This window comes from Bradyrhizobium vignae (assembly GCF_004114425.1).
In the GTDB taxonomy this organism is placed as follows: Bacteria; Pseudomonadota; Alphaproteobacteria; order Rhizobiales; family Xanthobacteraceae; genus Bradyrhizobium; species Bradyrhizobium vignae.
Window position 1 is genome coordinate 31,117 of sequence record NZ_RDQF01000025.1, and the last position, 17,652, is coordinate 48,768.

Sequence of the window (17,652 nt, forward strand, 5' to 3'; positions counted from 1 at the left end):
GCCACGATGGGCGTGCCGGCGCCGGCTCGCTGAACTCAAGCTGCAGTCGCCGAGGGCGGCACGGTGAGAGGCCGCACGCCCTTGCGCCAGTCGGTGATGGTGCAGCCGAACCGGCCGCGGAACCAGCGCGCCATGGCGCTCTGCGCGGAGAAGCCAAGCTGCACCGCGATGTCCGTCAGCGGCCGGCCGGGGTCGTCGATCAGCCGGGTCACGAGATCGGCGCGTTGCGCATCCAGGATGGCCGAGAAGCTGGTGCCCGATGCGGCGAGGCGGCGGTGGATGGTGCGGCGGGTGCAGGCAAGATGCTCGGCGACGCGCTCGACCGTGCAGTCGCCGCCGGCGAGCAGGAGGCGTACGACCTCGTCGACCTTCTGCTCCCAGCTTGCGGGCCGTGTTTCAATCGCCTCGATCCGCTTGCGTAGGTAATTCGCGATCAGTGGATGCGCGCTCGGGATCCGGCGTCCCAGATCGTGCGCCGACAACAGGATCGCGTCATGCTTCGCGTTGAAGACCACGCGGCAGCCGAAGAATTCGCGGTAGCGCTTGCGGTCGTGCGGCGGTGGATAATGCAGGTGCACCTCCTGCGGCCGCCAGTCGTGACCGAACAGCGACTGGATGATGCGGTGGACGCTGCCGAGCGCCATGTCGATCGACTGGCGCGACGCGCTCGGGTGCCGGCCACGCAGATGCATCGCGACGGTCACGGTCTGCTTGCCGCGCGCAACGTCCAGTCGCATGCCATCGTCATGGATATGGATGAAGCGCGAGAACGCATCGATGGCCTCACCGACGGTCGCTTGTTCGCGCACGATCAGGCTGACCGCGCCGAAATTGATCAGGCCGCCGCGCTCGGCGAGACGCAAGCCGAAATCTTCGGAGCCGGACGCCTCCGCCGACAATTCGAGCAGACGGCGCAGGGCGGCGACGGCAATGGGCGTGTCGGGCTTGTCGAGGCAGGCTGGCGGCAGCCTCGCCTTGCGCATCATCTGCATGGGGTCGAGCCCGACTGACCGGGCAACCTCCGGATAATAACTCAGGCTTGAGCTGCGAATGAGGTCGGTCATGCGAACCGTTCCTGCCAGCCATTCCCAAGGATGTCCCGAAATGTAAAATTTCTGTCCCGGTCAGTCAAATCCAGGAACGGGACGGAACATACATAGGGGGAGACCGAAGCACGGGCGTGAATGCCGTGTTGACGACGGTGCGGCAGGGCGATGGAGCCGGCTACCGTCTCGGGCCATTTGACCAGGACATTGCTGGATCGGGATCGTGCCGGGAAACATGCTTTCCAAGGGTGAGATATTCGTCGTCGATACCGACGCTGCCTCCCGCGAACAACTTTCGACCGCGCTCCAACAGAACGCCTATGAGGTGATCTGTTTCGCCGACGGTGCGTCTCTCTTGTCTGCAGCAAAGGCGCGGATGCCGGCCTGCGTGCTGCTGGAGCTGCCGTCCGATCACTCTGGCCTCGAGGTGCTCAAGCGGCTGCGCGGCGAGAACTGCATGGCGCCGGTACTGGTGACCTCCGCGAACGGCAGCATTGCCATGGCGGTCGACGCCATCAAGAGCGGCGCGGCCGACTTCATCGAAAAGCCGTTCCGCACCCACGACGTCGTCGGCCGGATTGATGCCGCCATCGATGAGTTCGCCCAGCCCGCAGCGATCCGGCAATGCTGGCTGCCCGGTTGCGAGCCCCTGACCGAGCGCGAAGGCGACGTGCTCGAGCATCTCGCCGTTGGTCTCACCAACAAGGAGATCGCCCGGCGGATGCATCTGAGCGCCCGGACGGTCGAAGGTTATCGCGCCAGCATCCTGAAGAAGGCCGGCGCCCGCAACGTGACCGATCTGCTCCGGCGCATCTTCGGCCAGGGCGCGCCGACCCAGGCCTAAAGGGACTTCAAAGCGTTCAGCGGCCATGGTGCCGCCGCGTCGGCGCCCGCGGAAACCCCAATCGAACCGGTTCCTTCCCTGCCGCGTCCAACCACGATGGCGAGGCATTTCATCGCGCGCGTCCGGCTGGCGGCGCGGCGATAGGCAGGAGGGACTTCATGCGCATCACCGCAAGAGACTTGGCAACCACGGGCCTGGTCCTGGTGACCACGGCCATTGCGTCGCCGTCAGGGCGGCCAACGTGGACGCCACGTCGACGATCGAGACGGTCACCGTCTATCCGGACGGCGCCACCGTCACCCGTGTCATTTCGTTGGACCTCGCCTCCGGTGATTCGACGCTGGTCGCCAAGGACTTTCCGCTCTCGCTCGATCCGTCTTCCCTCCGCGTTGAAGGCGAGGCGGGCGCCAAGCTCACCATCGGCACGATCGATGCGCGGCCGCCGAAGGCCGCACCGCCCGCGAACCTCTCCGGGCTGGACAAGCGCATCGAAGCACTGAGGGATCAACGGGCCGACCTGCAGGGTGCGATCGACTCGGCCAACGCGCGGCGCAAGTTTGCGCAGCACTTTGCCGAAGCCTCGCCGGCCGGCCTCGGCGAGAAGGGCGAGGCGCGCCCGATTACCGAATGGCGCGCGGCCTTTGCGGCGGTTGCCGAGGAGATCGCGACCGCGGACACCGCAATTCGCGATGCCACGCGAAAACAGCGCGAGATCGATCGCCAGATCGCCGAATTGGAAGCCGAGCGCTCGGCCAAGCCGCCCAGCATGCTGGAGGTGCGGATCGACGTGGCATCGGCCGCCGCGACCAAGGCGACGCTGCGCGTGACCTACACCGTGCGCAACGCGCGCTGGGTGCCGCTCTACGATGCCCGGCTCGACACCGGCGCTAGGGATCGCAAGCCGCAACTCGAACTCGTCCGTCGCGCCGAGGTCACGCAGTCGACCGGCGAGGACTGGTCGAACGTGACGCTCGGCGTCTCCACCGTGCGTCTCGGCCGCGGCGGCAGCGCGCCGGAGCTGAGCTCGCTGGTGGCGCAATATCCGCAAGTGCCGAAGCCGCTGGCGCTCGGCACGGCCTCGGATCTGGCGCGGCCTGCACCGATGACGCGTCAGGCGCAATCACCGGCCATGGCCAAGATCGCAGAAGCGGCCGAGCCGCGCGAGCGCGCCGACGAGCAGCAGGCCGTCGCCGAGATCGGCGACTTCCAGGCCACCTTCAAAATTCCCGGCCGCGTCAGCCTCGGCGCTGCCGAGGGCGCCAAGAGCTTGCGTATCGCTTCGGTGAATGTGCCCGCCGATCTCGCCGTGCGCGCGGCGCCGGTGATCGATCCCACCGCCTTCCTCGAAGCCAGCTTCAAGCAGACGGACGACACGACGCTTCTGCCCGGCAAGGTCGCGATCTATCGCGACGGCGTCTTCGTCGGCCGTGGCAAGATCACGGCGTCCGCCAAGGACGACATCGTGCGGCTCGGCTTCGGCGCCGACGACAAGGTGAGAATCGAGCGCACGGTGCTCAAGCGCAACGAGGGCTCGGCCGGCTTGCTCGTGACGACGTCGAAGACCGACGAGCGCGCGTTCAAGACCACGATCCGCAACGGTCACGACTTCCCGATCAAGATCGCGATCGAAGACCAGTTGCCGGTCAGCGAGAACGAGGACATCATGGTCGAGATGCTGCCCTCGAGCACGCAGCCGACCGCAACCAACATCCGCGACAAGCGCGGCGTGCTGGAATGGTCGTTCGACGCCAAGCCCGGCGAGATCAGGGACATCAACTTCGCCTGGCGCGTCCGCTGGCCGAAGGACAAGAGCATGGTGATCGTGCCGGCGGGGTAGATTGCCAGCCGCGAACGAAGTGCGCTCCCTCTCCCGCTTGCGGGCTGGGGTGAGGGCTCACTCCTCTAAAGCATCATCCGGAAAAGTGCGAAGCGGTTTTCCGGAAAGATCATGCGTAAACAACAAGCTAAAGCGCGATGACGATTCATCCAAATCTCATCGCGCTTTAGGGGATTGTCCCGTTTTGGAGACACCCTCTCCCAACGCTCCCCCGCAAGCCCCGTCTACGGGAGAGACCGTGCCCGGGCCGTCTCCGCGACCTCATCGAGGACCGAAGTTCTATCCTCGTCATTGCGAGCGCAGCGAAGCAAATCCAGACTGTCTCCGTGGAAAAATTCTGGATTGCTTCGCTGCGCTACAATGGCGGAGGATGAGCATCTCTGTCATTTGCAACCCTCTCCCCGCAAGCGGGAAGAGGGAGAGAGCTTTACTTCGCCTTCAGGAAATCCGCGACCTCGAGCAGCACGAACTCGTTGTCGTCGGCCTTGTTGGGATCGCGGCTGGAGGAGAACGGCAGGTTATTGTCGTTGCCGACAATGATATGCGTGTCGTCGACGCGATCGACGTTCTCGATGGTGAAGAACGGGAAGGTGTAGACGCCGTCGTTGAGCGGCTTCTTCGCCTTCTTGTCGGGATCCCTGATCTTCATCAGGTCGATATAGCCGATCTTGCGCACGGGCTTGCCGACATTGGCGTCGGTGAGCTCGATCTTGTAGATGCGCTTGAACTTGGCAAGATCCGGGAAGCAATTCTCGCCGCGCGTACCCTGCGGGCACGCCTTGTCGGCGGTGCCTTCGCCGTTGTCGCGCTCGATGACGAGGCCGGAGGCCTGATCGATCATGTTGAAGTCGCCGATGGCGTTGCCGTTCTGCTCGAACACGTACTGCCAGTAGCGGCCGGTGAATTTCTCCGCGGCGACGTCGAATTCGAGGATCCGCGAGGCTTCCTTGCCGTCGACCTTCTCCCAGTCCTTCTTCTCCGCATCCCACAGCGGTCCTTCGAGCAAGCCGTAGATGAACTTGCCGTCCTTCGACGAGGCGAAGCCCTCAAAACCCTTGGAGCGGCGGAGATTGACGTTGGTGTAGGTTGCGCCGGGTGCGCCGGGCGTCGCGACGGCCCAGTTGTCCGGCGAGCGCACCGGCTTGCCGTCGGCGAGGGTCTCGAAAACCGCGAGGATCTTGCCCGATTTATCGGCCTTCAGGACGTAGGGGCCGAACTCGTCGCCGATCCAGAAAGTGTCGCCGATGATCTGGAAACCCTCGGTGTCGAAATCGGAGCCGGTGAGATAGCGCTTCTCGGTGTCCTCATGGACGATGCGGAACGGCACCTTCTTGTCGGGATCATGCAGGAAGATGGTCTCCAGCCGCTCGATCTTGCCGTTCGCCCAATCCATCTTGTGGCGGTTGAGGTACAGCATCGAATCCGGCGAGTTGGCGCGCGCACCCATACCGTTATCGGTGATGACCCAGAAGCTGCCGTCGGGCATGGTCTTGATGCCGGAATGGCCCTGGAGTGGCTGGCCCTTGAACGGCAACGACACGCCGGTCGGTCGCTCATAGGACTTGCCCATGACAGTGCCAAGCGCGTCGACCCGCTTGCCAGTGGTGTATTTGCCGGAGGTCTTGAGATCGGTGGGGGCATCGGCCGGAGCATCGATGAAGGTGGCGGCCGGCATCACCACGTGGCCGGCGAGCTTGGCCGGGAATTCGCCCTCGCTCTGCGCGAGCGCGGTGCTTACGGTGAGAATGATCGTTGCGACGGAGCTGAGAAAAGTCGCGCGCATGTGCGTCTCCTGTTGGCGGACGCACGCCTTATGCGGATCGCATGTTGCAGTATTGTGAAGCCGGGCCAAAGGCCGCAGCCCTCTTCGCCTCTCCCCACGACAACGGGGAGAGGCAGGGCGAGAGAGCGAGGCTACTCCTTCACCGCGCCGGTCAGCGAGGACACGTAATAGTCCACGAACAACGAGTAGAAGATCGCAACCGGCAGCGAGCCGAGCAGTGATCCCGCCATCAGCGCGCCCCATTGGTAGACGTCGCCGGTGACGAGCTCGGTCAGGATCGCGACCGGTACGGTCTTGTTGGCGCCGCTCTGGATGAAGGCGAGTGCGTAGATGAACTCGTTCCAGGACAGCGTGAAGGAGAAGATGCCGGCCGAGATCAGCCCGGGCACCGCAAGCGGCAGCGTAATCCGGCGCAGGATCTGCAGCCGCGTCGCGCCGTCCACCAGCGCACACTCCTCGAGCTCATAAGGGATCGACTTGAAATAGCCGATCAGGAGCCAGGTGCAGAACGGCACCAGGAAGGTCGGATAGACCAGGATCAGGGCCAGCGGCGAATCGAACAGGCCGAACTGCACCACCACGGTGGCGAGCGGAATGAACAGGATCGACGGCGGCACGAGATAGGCGAGATAGATGCCGAGGCCGACATAAGGACTGCCGCGGAAACGCAGGCGTTCGATGGCGTAGGCCGCCAGCGTGCTCGCGATCAGCGACAGCGTGGTCGCCCCGATCGCGACCAGCATCGTCGTCCACAGCCAATGCGGATAAGCGGTGTTGAACAGCAGGTGCTTGATGTGCGCCAGCGTCGGCGAGGAAATCCAGAACGGATTGTGCTCCTTGTAATTCATCAACTCCGCGTTCGGCTTGAACGAGGTGATCGCCATCCAGTAGAACGGGAACAGCAGGATCAGCACGAAGCAGCCGAGCGGCAGATAGATCATCATCAGCCGCCGCAGCCCGGAATCCCAGGCCATCGTGTCGGGCGCTGCCTTCGCGTCGGCGACAGCGGCTTGCGCGACAGTATCAGTCATTGCTCTCTCCCTGCTGCCACTTGCGGCGGGCCAGGCCGAAATAGGAGAACAGCGTCGCGAACACCAGGAACGGGATCATCGACACCGCGATCGCGGCACCTTCACCGAGCTCGCCGCCGGCGATGCCGCGCTGGAACGCCAGCGTCGCCAGCAGATGAGTCGAGTTGCCGGGCCCGCCACGGGTGATGGCGTAGACCAGCTGGAAGTCGGTGAATGTGAAGATGATCGAGAAAGTCATGACGATGGCGAGGATCGGCATCATCATCGGAAAGGTGATGTAGCGGAATCGCTGCCAGGCGCTGGCGCCGTCGAGCATCGCAGCCTCGTAGAGCGAGGGCGAGATGGTCTGCAGCCCCGCCAGCAGCGAGATCGCGACGAAGGGAATGCCGCGCCAGATATTGGCGGCGATCAGCGAGAAGCGCGCCGGCCAGGGCGAGCCGAGGAAGTCGATGTTGTCGCTGCGCCAATGCAGCACGTCGACCAGCAGGTAGGAGATGATCGAGAATTGCGGATCGTAGATCCACCAGAACGCCAGCGCCGACAGCACGGTCGGCACGATCCACGGCAGCAGGATGATCGCGCGCAGCACGCTCTTGAACGGAAAATGGTTGTTGAGCAGCAGCGCGAGCCAGAAGCCGAGTGCGAATTTCCCGAACGTCGCGATGGCCGTGTAGACCACGCTGTAGAACACCGCGTTCCACCACAGGGAATCGGTGAGCAGATACTGGAAGTTCTCGAGTCCGACGTAGCTGCCACGCTGGCCGATCGTGGTGTCGGTGAAGGCGAGCCAGATACCGAGGCCGAGTGGATAGGTGAGGAAGACCGTAAGCAGCCCGATCGCAGGTGCCAGACACATCATGATCAGGAACGGCTTGTAGTCGAACAATCGCACCAGCCAGTTCGGTTGCCGCTGGGCCAGCGCGGGAGAGGGGAGGGTGGTCACGGACATCAGCTTTTTGTCCTGTCGTTGAACGTCATCCCACCGCCATTGCGAGGAGCGAAGCGTCGAAGCAATCCAGACTGTCTCCGCGGACGCGCTCCGGATTGCTTCGCTTCGCTCGCAATGACGATCGCTCAGCTGCCTAACGGTTTTGCCGCCGGAAGTACCGCTTGCAGCGCTGCTCGGCTTCCGCGGCCGCGGCCTCTGGCGTGGCCGCGCCGGTCGCGACCGACGAGAACATCTGAATCAGCACGTAGTCTGCGCTGACCGCCCCCGTCGCCGTCGAGATCGGGCCCTTGTAGCCGTCGTAATAGGTGCTGTTCATCGTGTCCTTGAACAGCTTCACTTTGGGATCCTGCGACCAAACGGCGGCCTCGGCATAGGCCGCGAGCGGCTGGGCCCAGTAGCCGGAATTGGCATTGAGCCACGGCTCGTACTGGTCCTTTTCCAGCATGTATTGCAGGAAGGCCTTGGCGGCGTTGGGGTACTGGCTGTGCTTGAACACCATCGCGTTCAGGGTCAGGCCCGCCATCGGCGAGACCTTGGCCAGGCCCTTCGGCAGCAGCTGATGTTCGCTGTCCTCGGCGATCGCCTTGGTGGCAGGATCGTTCTTCAATGAGAAGTACAGCGACACGCCGTTGGCGGTCAGGGAAATCTCCTGCGAGGAGTAGGCGCGGTTGTTGCTGACGTCGTTCCACGACGTCGTGCCGGCGATGAAGGTCGGGTACAACTGCTTGACCCAGTTCAGCGCGGCGATGGTCTCCTTGCTGTTGATGGTGAGGTTGCCCTCTTCGTCGAGCAGGGCGGCATTGTGTGACCACAGCGCCCAGTTCGCAAAACCGTTGCCGTCACCCTTGGCGTTGCCGAGCGCGAAACCGGCCGGCTTGCCGGCCTTGTGCAGCTTTTGGCACAGGTCGACGATTCCGGCATGGTCTTCCGGCACCTTGTCGAAGCCGACCGATTGCAGGACCGACTTGCGGTAGATCAGGGGCCCCGCGGTGGCGCCGAACGGCAGCCCGATCCAGGTCTCGCTCTTGTTCTTCTTGCCGTAGCGTTGCGCCAGTGGCAGCCAGCCGCCATACTTCTTGCCGACATAGTCCGCGATGTCGGTCAGCTCGATCAGCTTGTCGATATAGATGTGCGGCGCATCGGAGAAGCCGATGATGATGTCAGGACCGGCGCCGGAATTGGCGGTCACCGCGGTCTGCTGGTTGATGTCTTCCCAGCCGACGAAGTCGACCTTCACCTCAACGCCGGTCTCCTTGGTGAACTTCGCTGCATTCGCGCGGAATACATCCTCATCCGCCTGGACGAAACGTACGGGCCGCAGCATGCGTAAGGATGCGCCCTTCTCGATCGGCAGCTTGGGCGCCGGAACGTCGGCGGCCTTGATCGTTGATGGTGGTGTTTGCGCTGCAGCACCGGTGGCCGCGAGCGTTGCAGCGGACAGGCCCAGCGCCAAGGCATCACGACGTGTGATGTCGTTCCTCATCAGTAACCTCCCTATGATGTTCCCTTCCCGGCGTTGATCGCCGGTGAAGGGCCGTTTCGGTCGTCGGCGCGTTTTACGCCGGCCCGTCTAGCTGTTCGGTCCGCGGTCCATGCTGACGGGCTGCCAGCGGCGGAGTGCGGTGTTCTGCAGCACCGACGGATTGACGCAGCTTACCGGCCACATGCCCTGAAGCACCAGTGACAATTCGTAGCCCACCCGGCGCTTGCGCGCTTCGTCAAACCGTGCCGAGGCCGAGGCGACGTGGGCTGTCAGCGTCACGTTCTCCATGCCGAGCAGGGGATTGTTGTGCGAGGGGGGCTCCTTCTCCAGCACGTCGAGGGCGGCATGCGCGATCCAGCCCTCTTGCAGCGCCTTGATCAGGCTCTCCTCGTCCACGGTGGCACCGCGCCCGGTGTTGATGAAGATCGAGCCCTTCTTCATCTGCCGGAAGTGCTTTTCGGTCAGCATGTGATGCACCTCGGGCCTCGCCGGCGCGTGCATCGAGACGAAGTCGGATTGCGACAGCACCTCGTTCAGCGTCGCCGGCATCACGCCGTGGTCGTACATCAGCGTTTCCTGGATGAAGGGATCATAGGCCATCATGCGCAGGCCGAACGGCGCGGCGCGTTTCGCAACCGCCCGCGCCACGCGGCCGAACGAGATGAAGCCGAGCGTCTGGCCCATCAGCCGCGGGATCTTGAGCAGTGCCGGCCGGCCCTCGGCCCAGCGGCCGTCGCGCACCATGCGGTCCTGCTCGACCAGGCGGCGGAAGCCCGCGAGCAGCAGCATCATGGCGTGGTCGGCGACCTCCTCGATGAAGGTGTCGGGGATGTTGGTGACGGGAATTCCGCGGGCGGTGGCGGCCTTGACGTCGACACTGTCGACACCGACCGAGCCGAGCGTGATGACCTTGCAGCTCTCCAGCGCGTCGATGATCGATTTGGTGATCGGGATGCCCTTGGCATAGATGGCGTCGGCATTCTTGGCGGCGGCGATGAACCCGGCCTCGTCGGCCGGCGCCTCGACGATCTCGGCATCGATCGGATCGAGCGCCTCGCGCTCATAGGAATAATCGCTGCCCGCGACGGTGAAGCTCGCACCCTTCGGCGTCACCACCCTGTATTTCGGCATGTCCTGCTCCCGATTTGGTTTCTTGTTGTGACCCGCCTTCGTGGCGGGCCTTTGCGTCTTTTACGCGAAATCGCGGCCGGTGCGTACAATTCGCGGTTGTCGTGAGCGAGGTATATTTCCGATTTTCCGCGCGCGGTCCGGGCTTCTACGGAGGCACGTAAGTAACTTGCTAAGGGCTCGGCCACTAAAAATTGATTCGATTATGATCGATCTGGTCGCGTGCCCGTGTCCCACTTTTGCCGGAGCTAACCTGTGAAGTTGAGCAATCTGAAGATCGCCCCCAAGCTGGGCATTCTTGTCGGCGTCACCTTGTTCGGCCTTTGCGCCTCCGGTGTTCTCGCCGGCTATCTGATGAAGCGCGAAATGGTGAATGCGCGCGTCGACCAGACCAAGGCAATCGTCGAGCTGGCCCGCAACTACGCCGCGACGCTGATGAAGCGGGTCAATGCCGGCGAGATGACCAAGGACGCCGCGCTCGCGGACCTGCGCCGCTACGGCAACGCGATGACTTACGACAAGGGGTCCGGCTATCTGTTCGGCACCACCTATGACGGCATCACGCAGCTCGCGCCGGATCCGAAGCAGATCGGCCAGAACCGCATGGACGTGGAGACGAATGGCCGCAAGCTGTCCCGCGAGATCATGGACGGCGTCAAGGCCAACGGCGAACTCCTGCTCTTCTATGAGTATGTGAAACCCGGACAGCCAAAGCCGATCCGCAAGCTCGGTTACGCGGTCGCCATCCCCGGCTTCGACATGTATCTGGGCACGGGTGCCTATCTCGATGACATCGACGAGAAGATGGGGCCGGCCTACTGGCTGCTCGGCCTTGCCATGCTCGGCATCGTCATCGTTGCCGGCAGCGTCGCCTGGATGATCGGACGCAGCATCAGCCGTCCGCTGGCGCTGCTCGGCATGCGCATGAAGGATCTCGCCGAGGGCAAGCTCGAAGGCGACATCCCCGGTGTCGGTCGCGGCGATGAGGTCGGTGAGATGGCTTCGACCGTACAGATCTTCAAGGACAATGCAGTCCGCATCCGCGAGATCGAGCGAGCCGAAGCCGATGCCAAGGAGCGCGCCGCGGCGGAACGTCGCAGCGCGATGGAGGACATCGCCAACGACTTCGAACGCAGCGTCAACGGCATCGTCCGCTCGGTCTCCTCGGCCGCGGCGGGCATGCAGACGACGGCGCAATCGATGACGGCCACTGCCAGCGATGCCTCCTCGCGTGCGGCAACGGTCGGCGCTGCCTCGCAAAAGGCTTCCGGCAATGTCGGGACGGTCGCGGCGGCCGCCGAAGAGCTGTCGAGCTCGGTTGCGGAAATCTCCCGCCAGGTCACGCGCTCGACCGAAGTGGCGAGCCGTGCCGTCAATGACGCCGAGCGTACCAACGCCACCGTTCAGGTGCTCTCCTCCGGCGCCGAGAAGATCGGCGAGGTCGTCAAGCTGATCCACTCGATCGCGGCGCAGACCAACCTGCTCGCGCTCAACGCTACCATCGAGGCCGCCCGAGCCGGCGAGTCCGGCCGCGGCTTCGCCGTGGTCGCCTCCGAGGTCAAGGCGCTCGCCAATCAGACCGCGAAGGCGACCGAGGAGATTTCCGCCCAGGTCGCTGCGATGCAGACCTCGACCAGCGACGCGGTCGCGGCCATCTCCGGCATCACCCAGACGATCGCCGAGATGAGCGAGATCACGGCCGGCATTTCCGCATCGATCGAGCAGCAGGGCGAGGCGACCCGCGAGATCGCGCGCAACATCCAGTCGGTCGCGGCCGGTTCGAGCGAAATCAACGCCCATATTGGCAGTGTCACCTCGGCCGCGGAAGCGACCGGCAGTGCCGCCACCGACGTGCTCTCCAATGCCCGCGAACTGGACAACCAATCCGGCGCGCTGCGCACCGCCGTCGACAACTTCCTCGCCAAGGTGCGCGCGGCGTAGTTTTCGCGCGTGCACCGACGCTTCGATCTGCTCCGCCGTCTGCCCGGGACAAGCCCGGCCATGACGGAGAATGCGGAGGTCTCGTGCTCCGGACGCAGCGCAGCGCTCCTTCAGCGATGCGCTGCTGAGCCGGGGGCATGCGGCGGTCGGGGTCCCGGCTCTGCGATGCATCGCGGACGCGCTGCATCTTGTCCGGAACACGGGGACTGATCCTACTGCTTTTCGATCTTCGCGTTGGTGATCAGCTTCTCCCACAGCACGAGCTGCTCATTGACGAAGGTGCCGAGCTCCTCCGGCGTGCCGGAGAAGGCGTCCATGCCGAGTGTGGCGAGCTGCGCCTTGATTTCCGGCTTCTCGACGATCTTGCGGATCTCGGTGTTGAGCCGCGTCACGATCTCCTTCGGCATGCCGGCGGGGCCGAAATAGCCCTGCCAGGACGAGATGTCGAAATCCGGCACGCCCGCCTCCTGCATCGAGGGCAGGTGTGGCACCAGCGGCGAGCGCTCCTTGGTGGTGACGGCGAGCGCGCGCAGGGCGTTGCCGTTGACATGGGGCAGGCCGGTCAGGATGTCCACGAACATCATCGAGACGCGGCCGCCAATGACGTCGTTGAGCGCCGGCGGCGAGCTCTTGTAGGGCACGTGCAAGAGGTCGAGCCCGGCATTGTGCGCGAAGGTCGCACCCGACACGATCGCCGACGACGAGCCCGAGGCGTAGCTCAGCTTCCCGGGATTGGCCTTGCCATAAGCGATGAGCTCGGCGACGGACTTGGCCGGCACTTCCGGATTGATGACCAGCATAAAGGGCAGATCGCCGGTACGGGCGATCGGGGTAAAATCCTTGACCGGATCGTAAGTGAGACTCTTGAGCAGATAGGGGTTGGCCGAATGCGTGGTGTTGGTCGTCACCAGCAGCGTGTATCCGTCGGGGGCGGCTTTCGCGACGTAGGTCGCGGCGAGCATGCCGTTGGCACCCGCCTTGTTCTCGATGACGATGCCGACGCCGAGCGCCTGCGACAGATGCTGCGAGATCAGGCGCGTCGTGGTGTCGGTGCCGCTGCCGGCCGCGAACGGCAAGACCAGCGTGATGTTGCGGCTGGGATAAGTGTCGGCCTGAGCCGTGGAAGCTGCGGCGAGGCAAAGTGCGGCCGCGCCGATGGTGCGCAGGTTTCGAATCAGCCCTGAAAGCATATGTGGTCGTTCCCTCTTTTTCGTTGGCGGGAAACTAGCGTCTGTTTGCTGAAATCGGAAGACGGGAGTTGCGTGCCCCGGGCGCACTGCAGCGCGCCGCTTTCGCGGCGTGATGCGCTGCCGAACCGGGGCCCACATTCGCGGCACACTGGATCCCGGCTCCGCGATGCAGCGCTTAGGCGCTGCATCTTGTCCGGACACGAGATCGCACGCGCCCGTCCGTCACACGGAATTACTTCGCCGCCGAGCCCTGGCGCGATGCGAGCACGACGCCGGCGAGCACCAGCGCATAGCCGATCAGGTGGAACGGCTGGAGCTTTTCGCCCAGCAGCAGGATCGCCATCGCCGAGCCGAACACCGGCACGAGATGGAAGAACGGCGAGGCGCGGTTCGGGCCGATCAGCGCCACGCCGCGATTGAAGAAGAGGTAGGCGAGGGTGGAGGGAAAGATCAGGATGTAGCCCAGCGTCGCCAGCGTCATCCCGTCGAAGTGCAGCACGCGGCCGCTCGCCGCCTCCCAGATCGCGGTGGGAAGCAGCATGGTCGCGCCGCAGCAGGTGGTGAAGGCCAGGAAGGAGAGCTGATGGATCTTCGGCCGCCGCGGGATGAAGGCGGAGTAGAGGCCGAACGCCACCAGCGAGGAGGCGAACATGATGTCGCCCCTGTTGAAGCTGATGCTCGCGAGCGCGGCGAGGTCGCCGCGCAGGATGATGATCAGCACGCCGGCCAGCGAGATCGCGATGCCGCCGAGCTGCGCTCCGGTCAGCCGCACGCCGAACAGCACCAGCGACCACAGTGCCACGAACAGCGGCCCTGCCGATTGGATCAGCAGCGCGTTCAGCGCCTCTGTGTATTGCATCGCCCAGTACGAGATCGCATTGTTGAAGGCAAAGCCGACCAGCGACAGGAACAGCATCAAGGGCAGGCTCTTGCGCAAGGCAGGCCAGTCGCGCTTCAGATGCGGCCAGGCGAACGGCAACAGGATCAGGAACACGCCGAACCAGCGGATCGTGGTCATCGTCAGCGGCGGCACATGCGCGCCGACATGGCGGGCGAGCACGATGTTGCCGGCCCAGAACAGCGAGCTCAGACTGAGCAGCAGATAAGGCTGGTTGTTGAGCCGGCTGGCCGGACTGGCGGTCGGTGTTGCGGGCGAAGCGATCGTCATGGGCGTTGCATGCAAGCTTGCGCCGGATCGCCGAGATGACACAAGTCACAGGGCCGCAATGCTACAATGCGCGCATGAGCTGAGGAGGTGCCGTTGGCGGTTAATATGTTGAACATCGAGGGCCTGGAGAAGCTCGAACCGAATGCGCCGGTGGTGATGCTGAACCTGATGCGCTTCCACGCGCGCTCGCGCGACGGCGATGGGTCCGGATGGGACGCGTATCTGCGCTACAGCGCGATCACGGTGCCGATGATCAGGGCGCGCGGCGGCACTCTGCTTTGGACCGGTGAAGCGAAGGCGGTCGCGCTCGGCCCGCATCAGGGTAACCAGTGGGACTTCGTCGCGCTGGTCTATTACCCGTCCGTCGCGGCCTTTCTCGACATGATGACGTCGGAAGCCTACGAGCGTGAAGCCGATCCCCATCGCGTCAACGCCTGCGCCGAGCACGTCATCATCGCGACAAGTGAAGCGTACAGCAAGTTCAGGCCCAAATAGGCATACCCGTCGCGCGGCGTGCACTTTTCCCCTCTCCCACAACAAGGACAACAAGGGGGAAGGAAGTGCAGAGCCGCGCTCCTGGTGGCGCCTACGCCGCCTGCTTCCTCGAGGCCGCGAACACGCCCGCCAGCACCAGCGCGAAGCCGATGAAGTGGAACGCCTGCGGGTGTTCGCCCAGAAATGCCATCGCCATGATCGAACCGAACACCGGCACGACGTGGAAGAACGGCGCGGCGCGATTGGCGCCGATCAGCCGCACGCCGCGATTGAAGCAGAGATAGGCGAGCGCCGAGGGGAAAACGGCGACGTAGAACAGGGTCAAGAGGTTCGGCCCGTCGAGCTTCATGACCGGACGCGCGGACAGTTCCCAGATCTCCAGCGGAACGAGACAGGCGGCGCCGCAGCCGAAGGTGAAGGCGAGGAACGAGAGGCCGTGCATCGGCGGCCGCTTCAGTGACAGCACCGAATAGAGCGCGAAGATCAGGAGCGCGAGGAGGAAGATCAGGTCGCCCTTGTTGAAGTCGATGCTCGACAGCGTGGTGAAATCGCCGTGCAGCAGGATGGTCAGCACGCCGCACATCGACAGCAGCACGCCGAAAGCCTGTGCCGCGGTGAGCCGGATGCCGAGGATGACCAGCGACCACAGCGCCACCAGCAGTGGCGCGGCCGACTGCAGCAGCAGCGTGTTGAGCGCCTGGGTATGCTCCAGCGCCCAATATTGCAGCGTGTTGAAGGCGCCGATGCCGGTGATCGAGAGCGTGACCATCAGGCCGAGCTTGCCGCGGATGGCCGGCCAGTCCTGCACGAGGTGCTTCCAGGCGAACGGCAGCACCAGCAGGAAGGCGAAGAACCAGCGCAGGAACGACAGCGTGACCGGCGGAATGTGGCCGGCGGCGAGCCGCCCGACGATGGCGTTGCCGGCCCAGCACAGCGCCGTGATGCTGAGCAGCAGATAAGGCTGGTTGGCGACCCAGCTGTGGCCGGATGTTTCCGCGCTCGTGGTCTGGCCGGTGGCGGACATTGTGATGATGCGGGCCCCGCGTGGAGTACGCCGAGCCCTCCGGCCCGGCGGGATCCGGGCCGGCTGATCACCCGGCAGCATCCAAAGACACGGAAAACGAGGTTGCATCAACGGGGGCGGACGCATCGCGACCATGCTGGCGGCGGAGGCGGCCTCTCAGGCTTTGGTCGAAGCCAGCGCGCCGGCTGCGAAGGTTTCTGGATTTTTCGGCGATATCAAAGGCTTGGAGCGCGCGCTGGGCCCGAAAAAAGCCCCGTTCTTGCTTGCCTAGAGGGGCCGCTTCCTTTATCCGGTTGGGCAGCCTCGCGTGCGACCGGCCTCGGCCGGGAATTGGGCTGGGCGCAGGCATGATCCCGGAAGAGTGGGTCCCGGTTTTCCGTTCGGATCATGCCACTTACAGAGAAATCTTCGAAGGATTACCCGCGCATGGCCAATGTTGTCGTCGTCGGCGCCCAGTGGGGCGACGAAGGAAAGGGCAAGATCGTCGACTGGTTGTCGGAGCAGGCGGATATCGTCGTTCGCTTCCAGGGCGGTCATAACGCCGGCCACACGCTGGTGATCAACGGCAAGACCTACAAGCTCGCGCTCCTGCCCTCCGGCGTGCTGCGCGAGGGCAAGCTGTCGGTGATCGGCAATGGCGTCGTGTTCGATCCCGCCGCGTTCCTCGACGAGGTCACCAAGCTCAGAGCCCAGGGCGTGGCGGTCTCTCCGGACAATTTGCGCATCGCCGAGAACGTCACGCTGATCCTGCCGCTGCACCGCGAGCTCGATGCGCACCGCGAATCCGCCAGCGCCGCGACCGCGATCGGCACCACCCGCCGCGGCATTGGCCCGGCCTATGAAGACAAGGTCGGCCGCCGCGCCATCCGCCTGATGGATCTCGCCGACCTCGATACGCTCCCGCACAAGATCGACCGGCTCCTGGCTCACCACAATGCACTGCGCCGTGGCCTCAATCTGCCGGAGTTCGACGGCAAGGAGATCCTGAAGGAGCTGACCGCGCTTGCGCCGCAGCTGCTGCCCTATGCCGAGACGGTGTGGCGGCTGCTCGACATCGAGAGGCGCGCCGGCAAACGCATGCTGTTCGAGGGCGCGCAAGGCGCGCTGCTCGATGTCGATCACGGCACCTATCCTTACGTCACCTCGTCCAACACGGTGGCGGCGCAGGCCGCGACCGGCGCCGGCCTCGGGCCTGGCGCGGTCGGCTACGTGCTCGGCCTGTGCAAGGCCTATACGACCCGCGTCGGCCAGGGCCCGTTCCCGACCGAGCAGGACAACGACATCGGCCGTAAGATCGGCGAGCGCGGCCGCGAGTTCGGAACCAATACCGGCCGTCCGCGCCGCTGCGGCTGGTTCGACGCCGTGCTGGTCCGCCAGGCGGTCCGGACCTGCGGCATCAATGGCCTCGCGCTGACCAAGCTCGACATCCTCGACGGCTTCGATTCGATCGAGGTCTGTACCGGCTACAAGCTCGACGGCAAGGAGATCGACCATTTCCCGGCCGGCGAGGGCGCGCAAAGCCGGGTCGAGCCGATCTACGAGACCATCGAGGGCTGGAAGGAGCCGACCGCCAGTGCGCGGTCCTGGGCCGACCTCCCGGCCCAGGCCATCAAATATGTCCGGCGGATCGAGGAATTGGTTGGGTGCCCGGTCGCGCTGCTTTCCACCAGCCCCGAACGCGAAGATACTATCCTGGTGCAAAATCCGTTTGAGGCTTAACGATATCTTACCGG

At 64.5% G+C, this 17,652-nt stretch carries 14 protein-coding genes and 1 pseudogene; 6 read left to right on the forward strand and 9 right to left on the reverse strand.

Annotated features, from left to right (window positions below):
- Positions 1-35: 35 nt before the first annotated feature.
- Entirely contained in the window at positions 36-1,064 is a 1,029-nt protein-coding gene (locus EAV90_RS21515) for an AraC family transcriptional regulator (protein WP_129144622.1), read from the reverse strand.
- A 217-nt stretch (positions 1,065-1,281) separates the two neighbouring features.
- On the opposite strand from EAV90_RS21515, the gene EAV90_RS21520 reads away from it, so the two are divergent.
- Positions 1,282-1,890 carry a response regulator transcription factor gene (locus EAV90_RS21520; protein WP_174221652.1) on the forward strand — a complete coding sequence of 203 codons (609 nt, stop codon included), beginning with the start codon at positions 1,282-1,284 and terminating at the stop codon, positions 1,888-1,890.
- 158 nt (positions 1,891-2,048) lie between these two features.
- Positions 2,049-3,727, forward strand: a pseudogene (locus tag EAV90_RS21525) (mucoidy inhibitor MuiA family protein).
- Between the two features lie 427 nt (positions 3,728-4,154).
- Here the strand turns inward: EAV90_RS21525 and EAV90_RS21530 are convergent.
- The 5 genes from EAV90_RS21530 to EAV90_RS21550 form a co-directional block, all read right to left on the reverse strand.
- Positions 4,155-5,510, reverse strand: coding sequence for an esterase-like activity of phytase family protein (locus EAV90_RS21530; protein WP_129144623.1), 1,356 nt, complete (start codon positions 5,508-5,510; stop codon positions 4,155-4,157).
- 131 nt (positions 5,511-5,641) lie between these two features.
- Positions 5,642-6,541, reverse strand: coding sequence for a carbohydrate ABC transporter permease (locus EAV90_RS21535; RefSeq protein ID WP_129144624.1), 900 nt, complete (start codon positions 6,539-6,541; stop codon positions 5,642-5,644).
- The gene (locus EAV90_RS21540) at positions 6,534-7,490 is read right to left on the reverse strand and encodes a carbohydrate ABC transporter permease (protein ID WP_122405575.1); all 957 of its coding nucleotides are present in this window, start codon (positions 7,488-7,490) and stop codon (positions 6,534-6,536) included. Before EAV90_RS21540 ends, EAV90_RS21535 begins: the two co-directional genes overlap by 8 nt.
- 133 nt (positions 7,491-7,623) lie before the next feature.
- Positions 7,624-8,973, reverse strand: coding sequence for an ABC transporter substrate-binding protein (locus EAV90_RS21545; RefSeq protein WP_129144625.1), 1,350 nt, complete (start codon positions 8,971-8,973; stop codon positions 7,624-7,626).
- An 87-nt stretch (positions 8,974-9,060) separates the two neighbouring features.
- A complete protein-coding gene (locus EAV90_RS21550; RefSeq protein ID WP_122405573.1) occupies positions 9,061-10,104 on the reverse strand; it encodes a C-terminal binding protein in 1,044 nt (347 codons plus the stop codon).
- A 252-nt stretch (positions 10,105-10,356) separates the two neighbouring features.
- On the opposite strand from EAV90_RS21550, the gene EAV90_RS21555 reads away from it, so the two are divergent.
- Positions 10,357-12,042, forward strand: coding sequence for a methyl-accepting chemotaxis protein (locus tag EAV90_RS21555; protein WP_122405572.1), 1,686 nt, complete (start codon positions 10,357-10,359; stop codon positions 12,040-12,042).
- A gap of 212 nt (positions 12,043-12,254) precedes the next feature.
- Here EAV90_RS21555 and EAV90_RS21560 read toward each other — a convergent pair whose 3' ends face one another.
- Positions 12,255-13,232 carry a Bug family tripartite tricarboxylate transporter substrate binding protein gene (locus EAV90_RS21560; protein ID WP_122405571.1) on the reverse strand — a complete coding sequence of 326 codons (978 nt, stop codon included), beginning with the start codon at positions 13,230-13,232 and terminating at the stop codon, positions 12,255-12,257.
- 232 nt (positions 13,233-13,464) lie between these two features.
- On the reverse strand, positions 13,465-14,400 hold the full coding sequence (locus tag EAV90_RS21565; protein ID WP_162500443.1) for a DMT family transporter: 936 nt from the start codon (positions 14,398-14,400) through the stop codon (positions 13,465-13,467).
- Between the two features lie 105 nt (positions 14,401-14,505).
- Here EAV90_RS21565 and EAV90_RS21570 point away from each other — a divergent pair, with 105 nt between their 5' ends.
- Positions 14,506-14,895, forward strand: coding sequence for a DUF1330 domain-containing protein (locus tag EAV90_RS21570; RefSeq protein WP_174221651.1), 390 nt, complete (start codon positions 14,506-14,508; stop codon positions 14,893-14,895).
- 91 nt (positions 14,896-14,986) lie between these two features.
- On the opposite strand, the gene EAV90_RS21575 is transcribed toward EAV90_RS21570, so the two are convergent.
- Positions 14,987-15,919 (reverse strand): DMT family transporter, encoded by a 933-nt coding sequence (locus tag EAV90_RS21575; protein WP_129144626.1) that lies wholly within the window; start codon positions 15,917-15,919, stop codon positions 14,987-14,989.
- Positions 15,920-16,052: 133 nt separating this feature from the next.
- Here EAV90_RS21575 and EAV90_RS39590 point away from each other — a divergent pair, with 133 nt between their 5' ends.
- Together EAV90_RS39590 and EAV90_RS21580 are read left to right on the forward strand one after the other, a co-directional pair.
- Positions 16,053-16,190 (forward strand): hypothetical protein, encoded by a 138-nt coding sequence (locus EAV90_RS39590; protein ID WP_160118923.1) that lies wholly within the window; start codon positions 16,053-16,055, stop codon positions 16,188-16,190.
- Between the two features lie 155 nt (positions 16,191-16,345).
- Positions 16,346-17,638 carry an adenylosuccinate synthase gene (locus EAV90_RS21580; RefSeq protein WP_122405567.1) on the forward strand — a complete coding sequence of 431 codons (1,293 nt, stop codon included), beginning with the start codon at positions 16,346-16,348 and terminating at the stop codon, positions 17,636-17,638.
- Positions 17,639-17,652 lie beyond the last annotated feature (14 nt).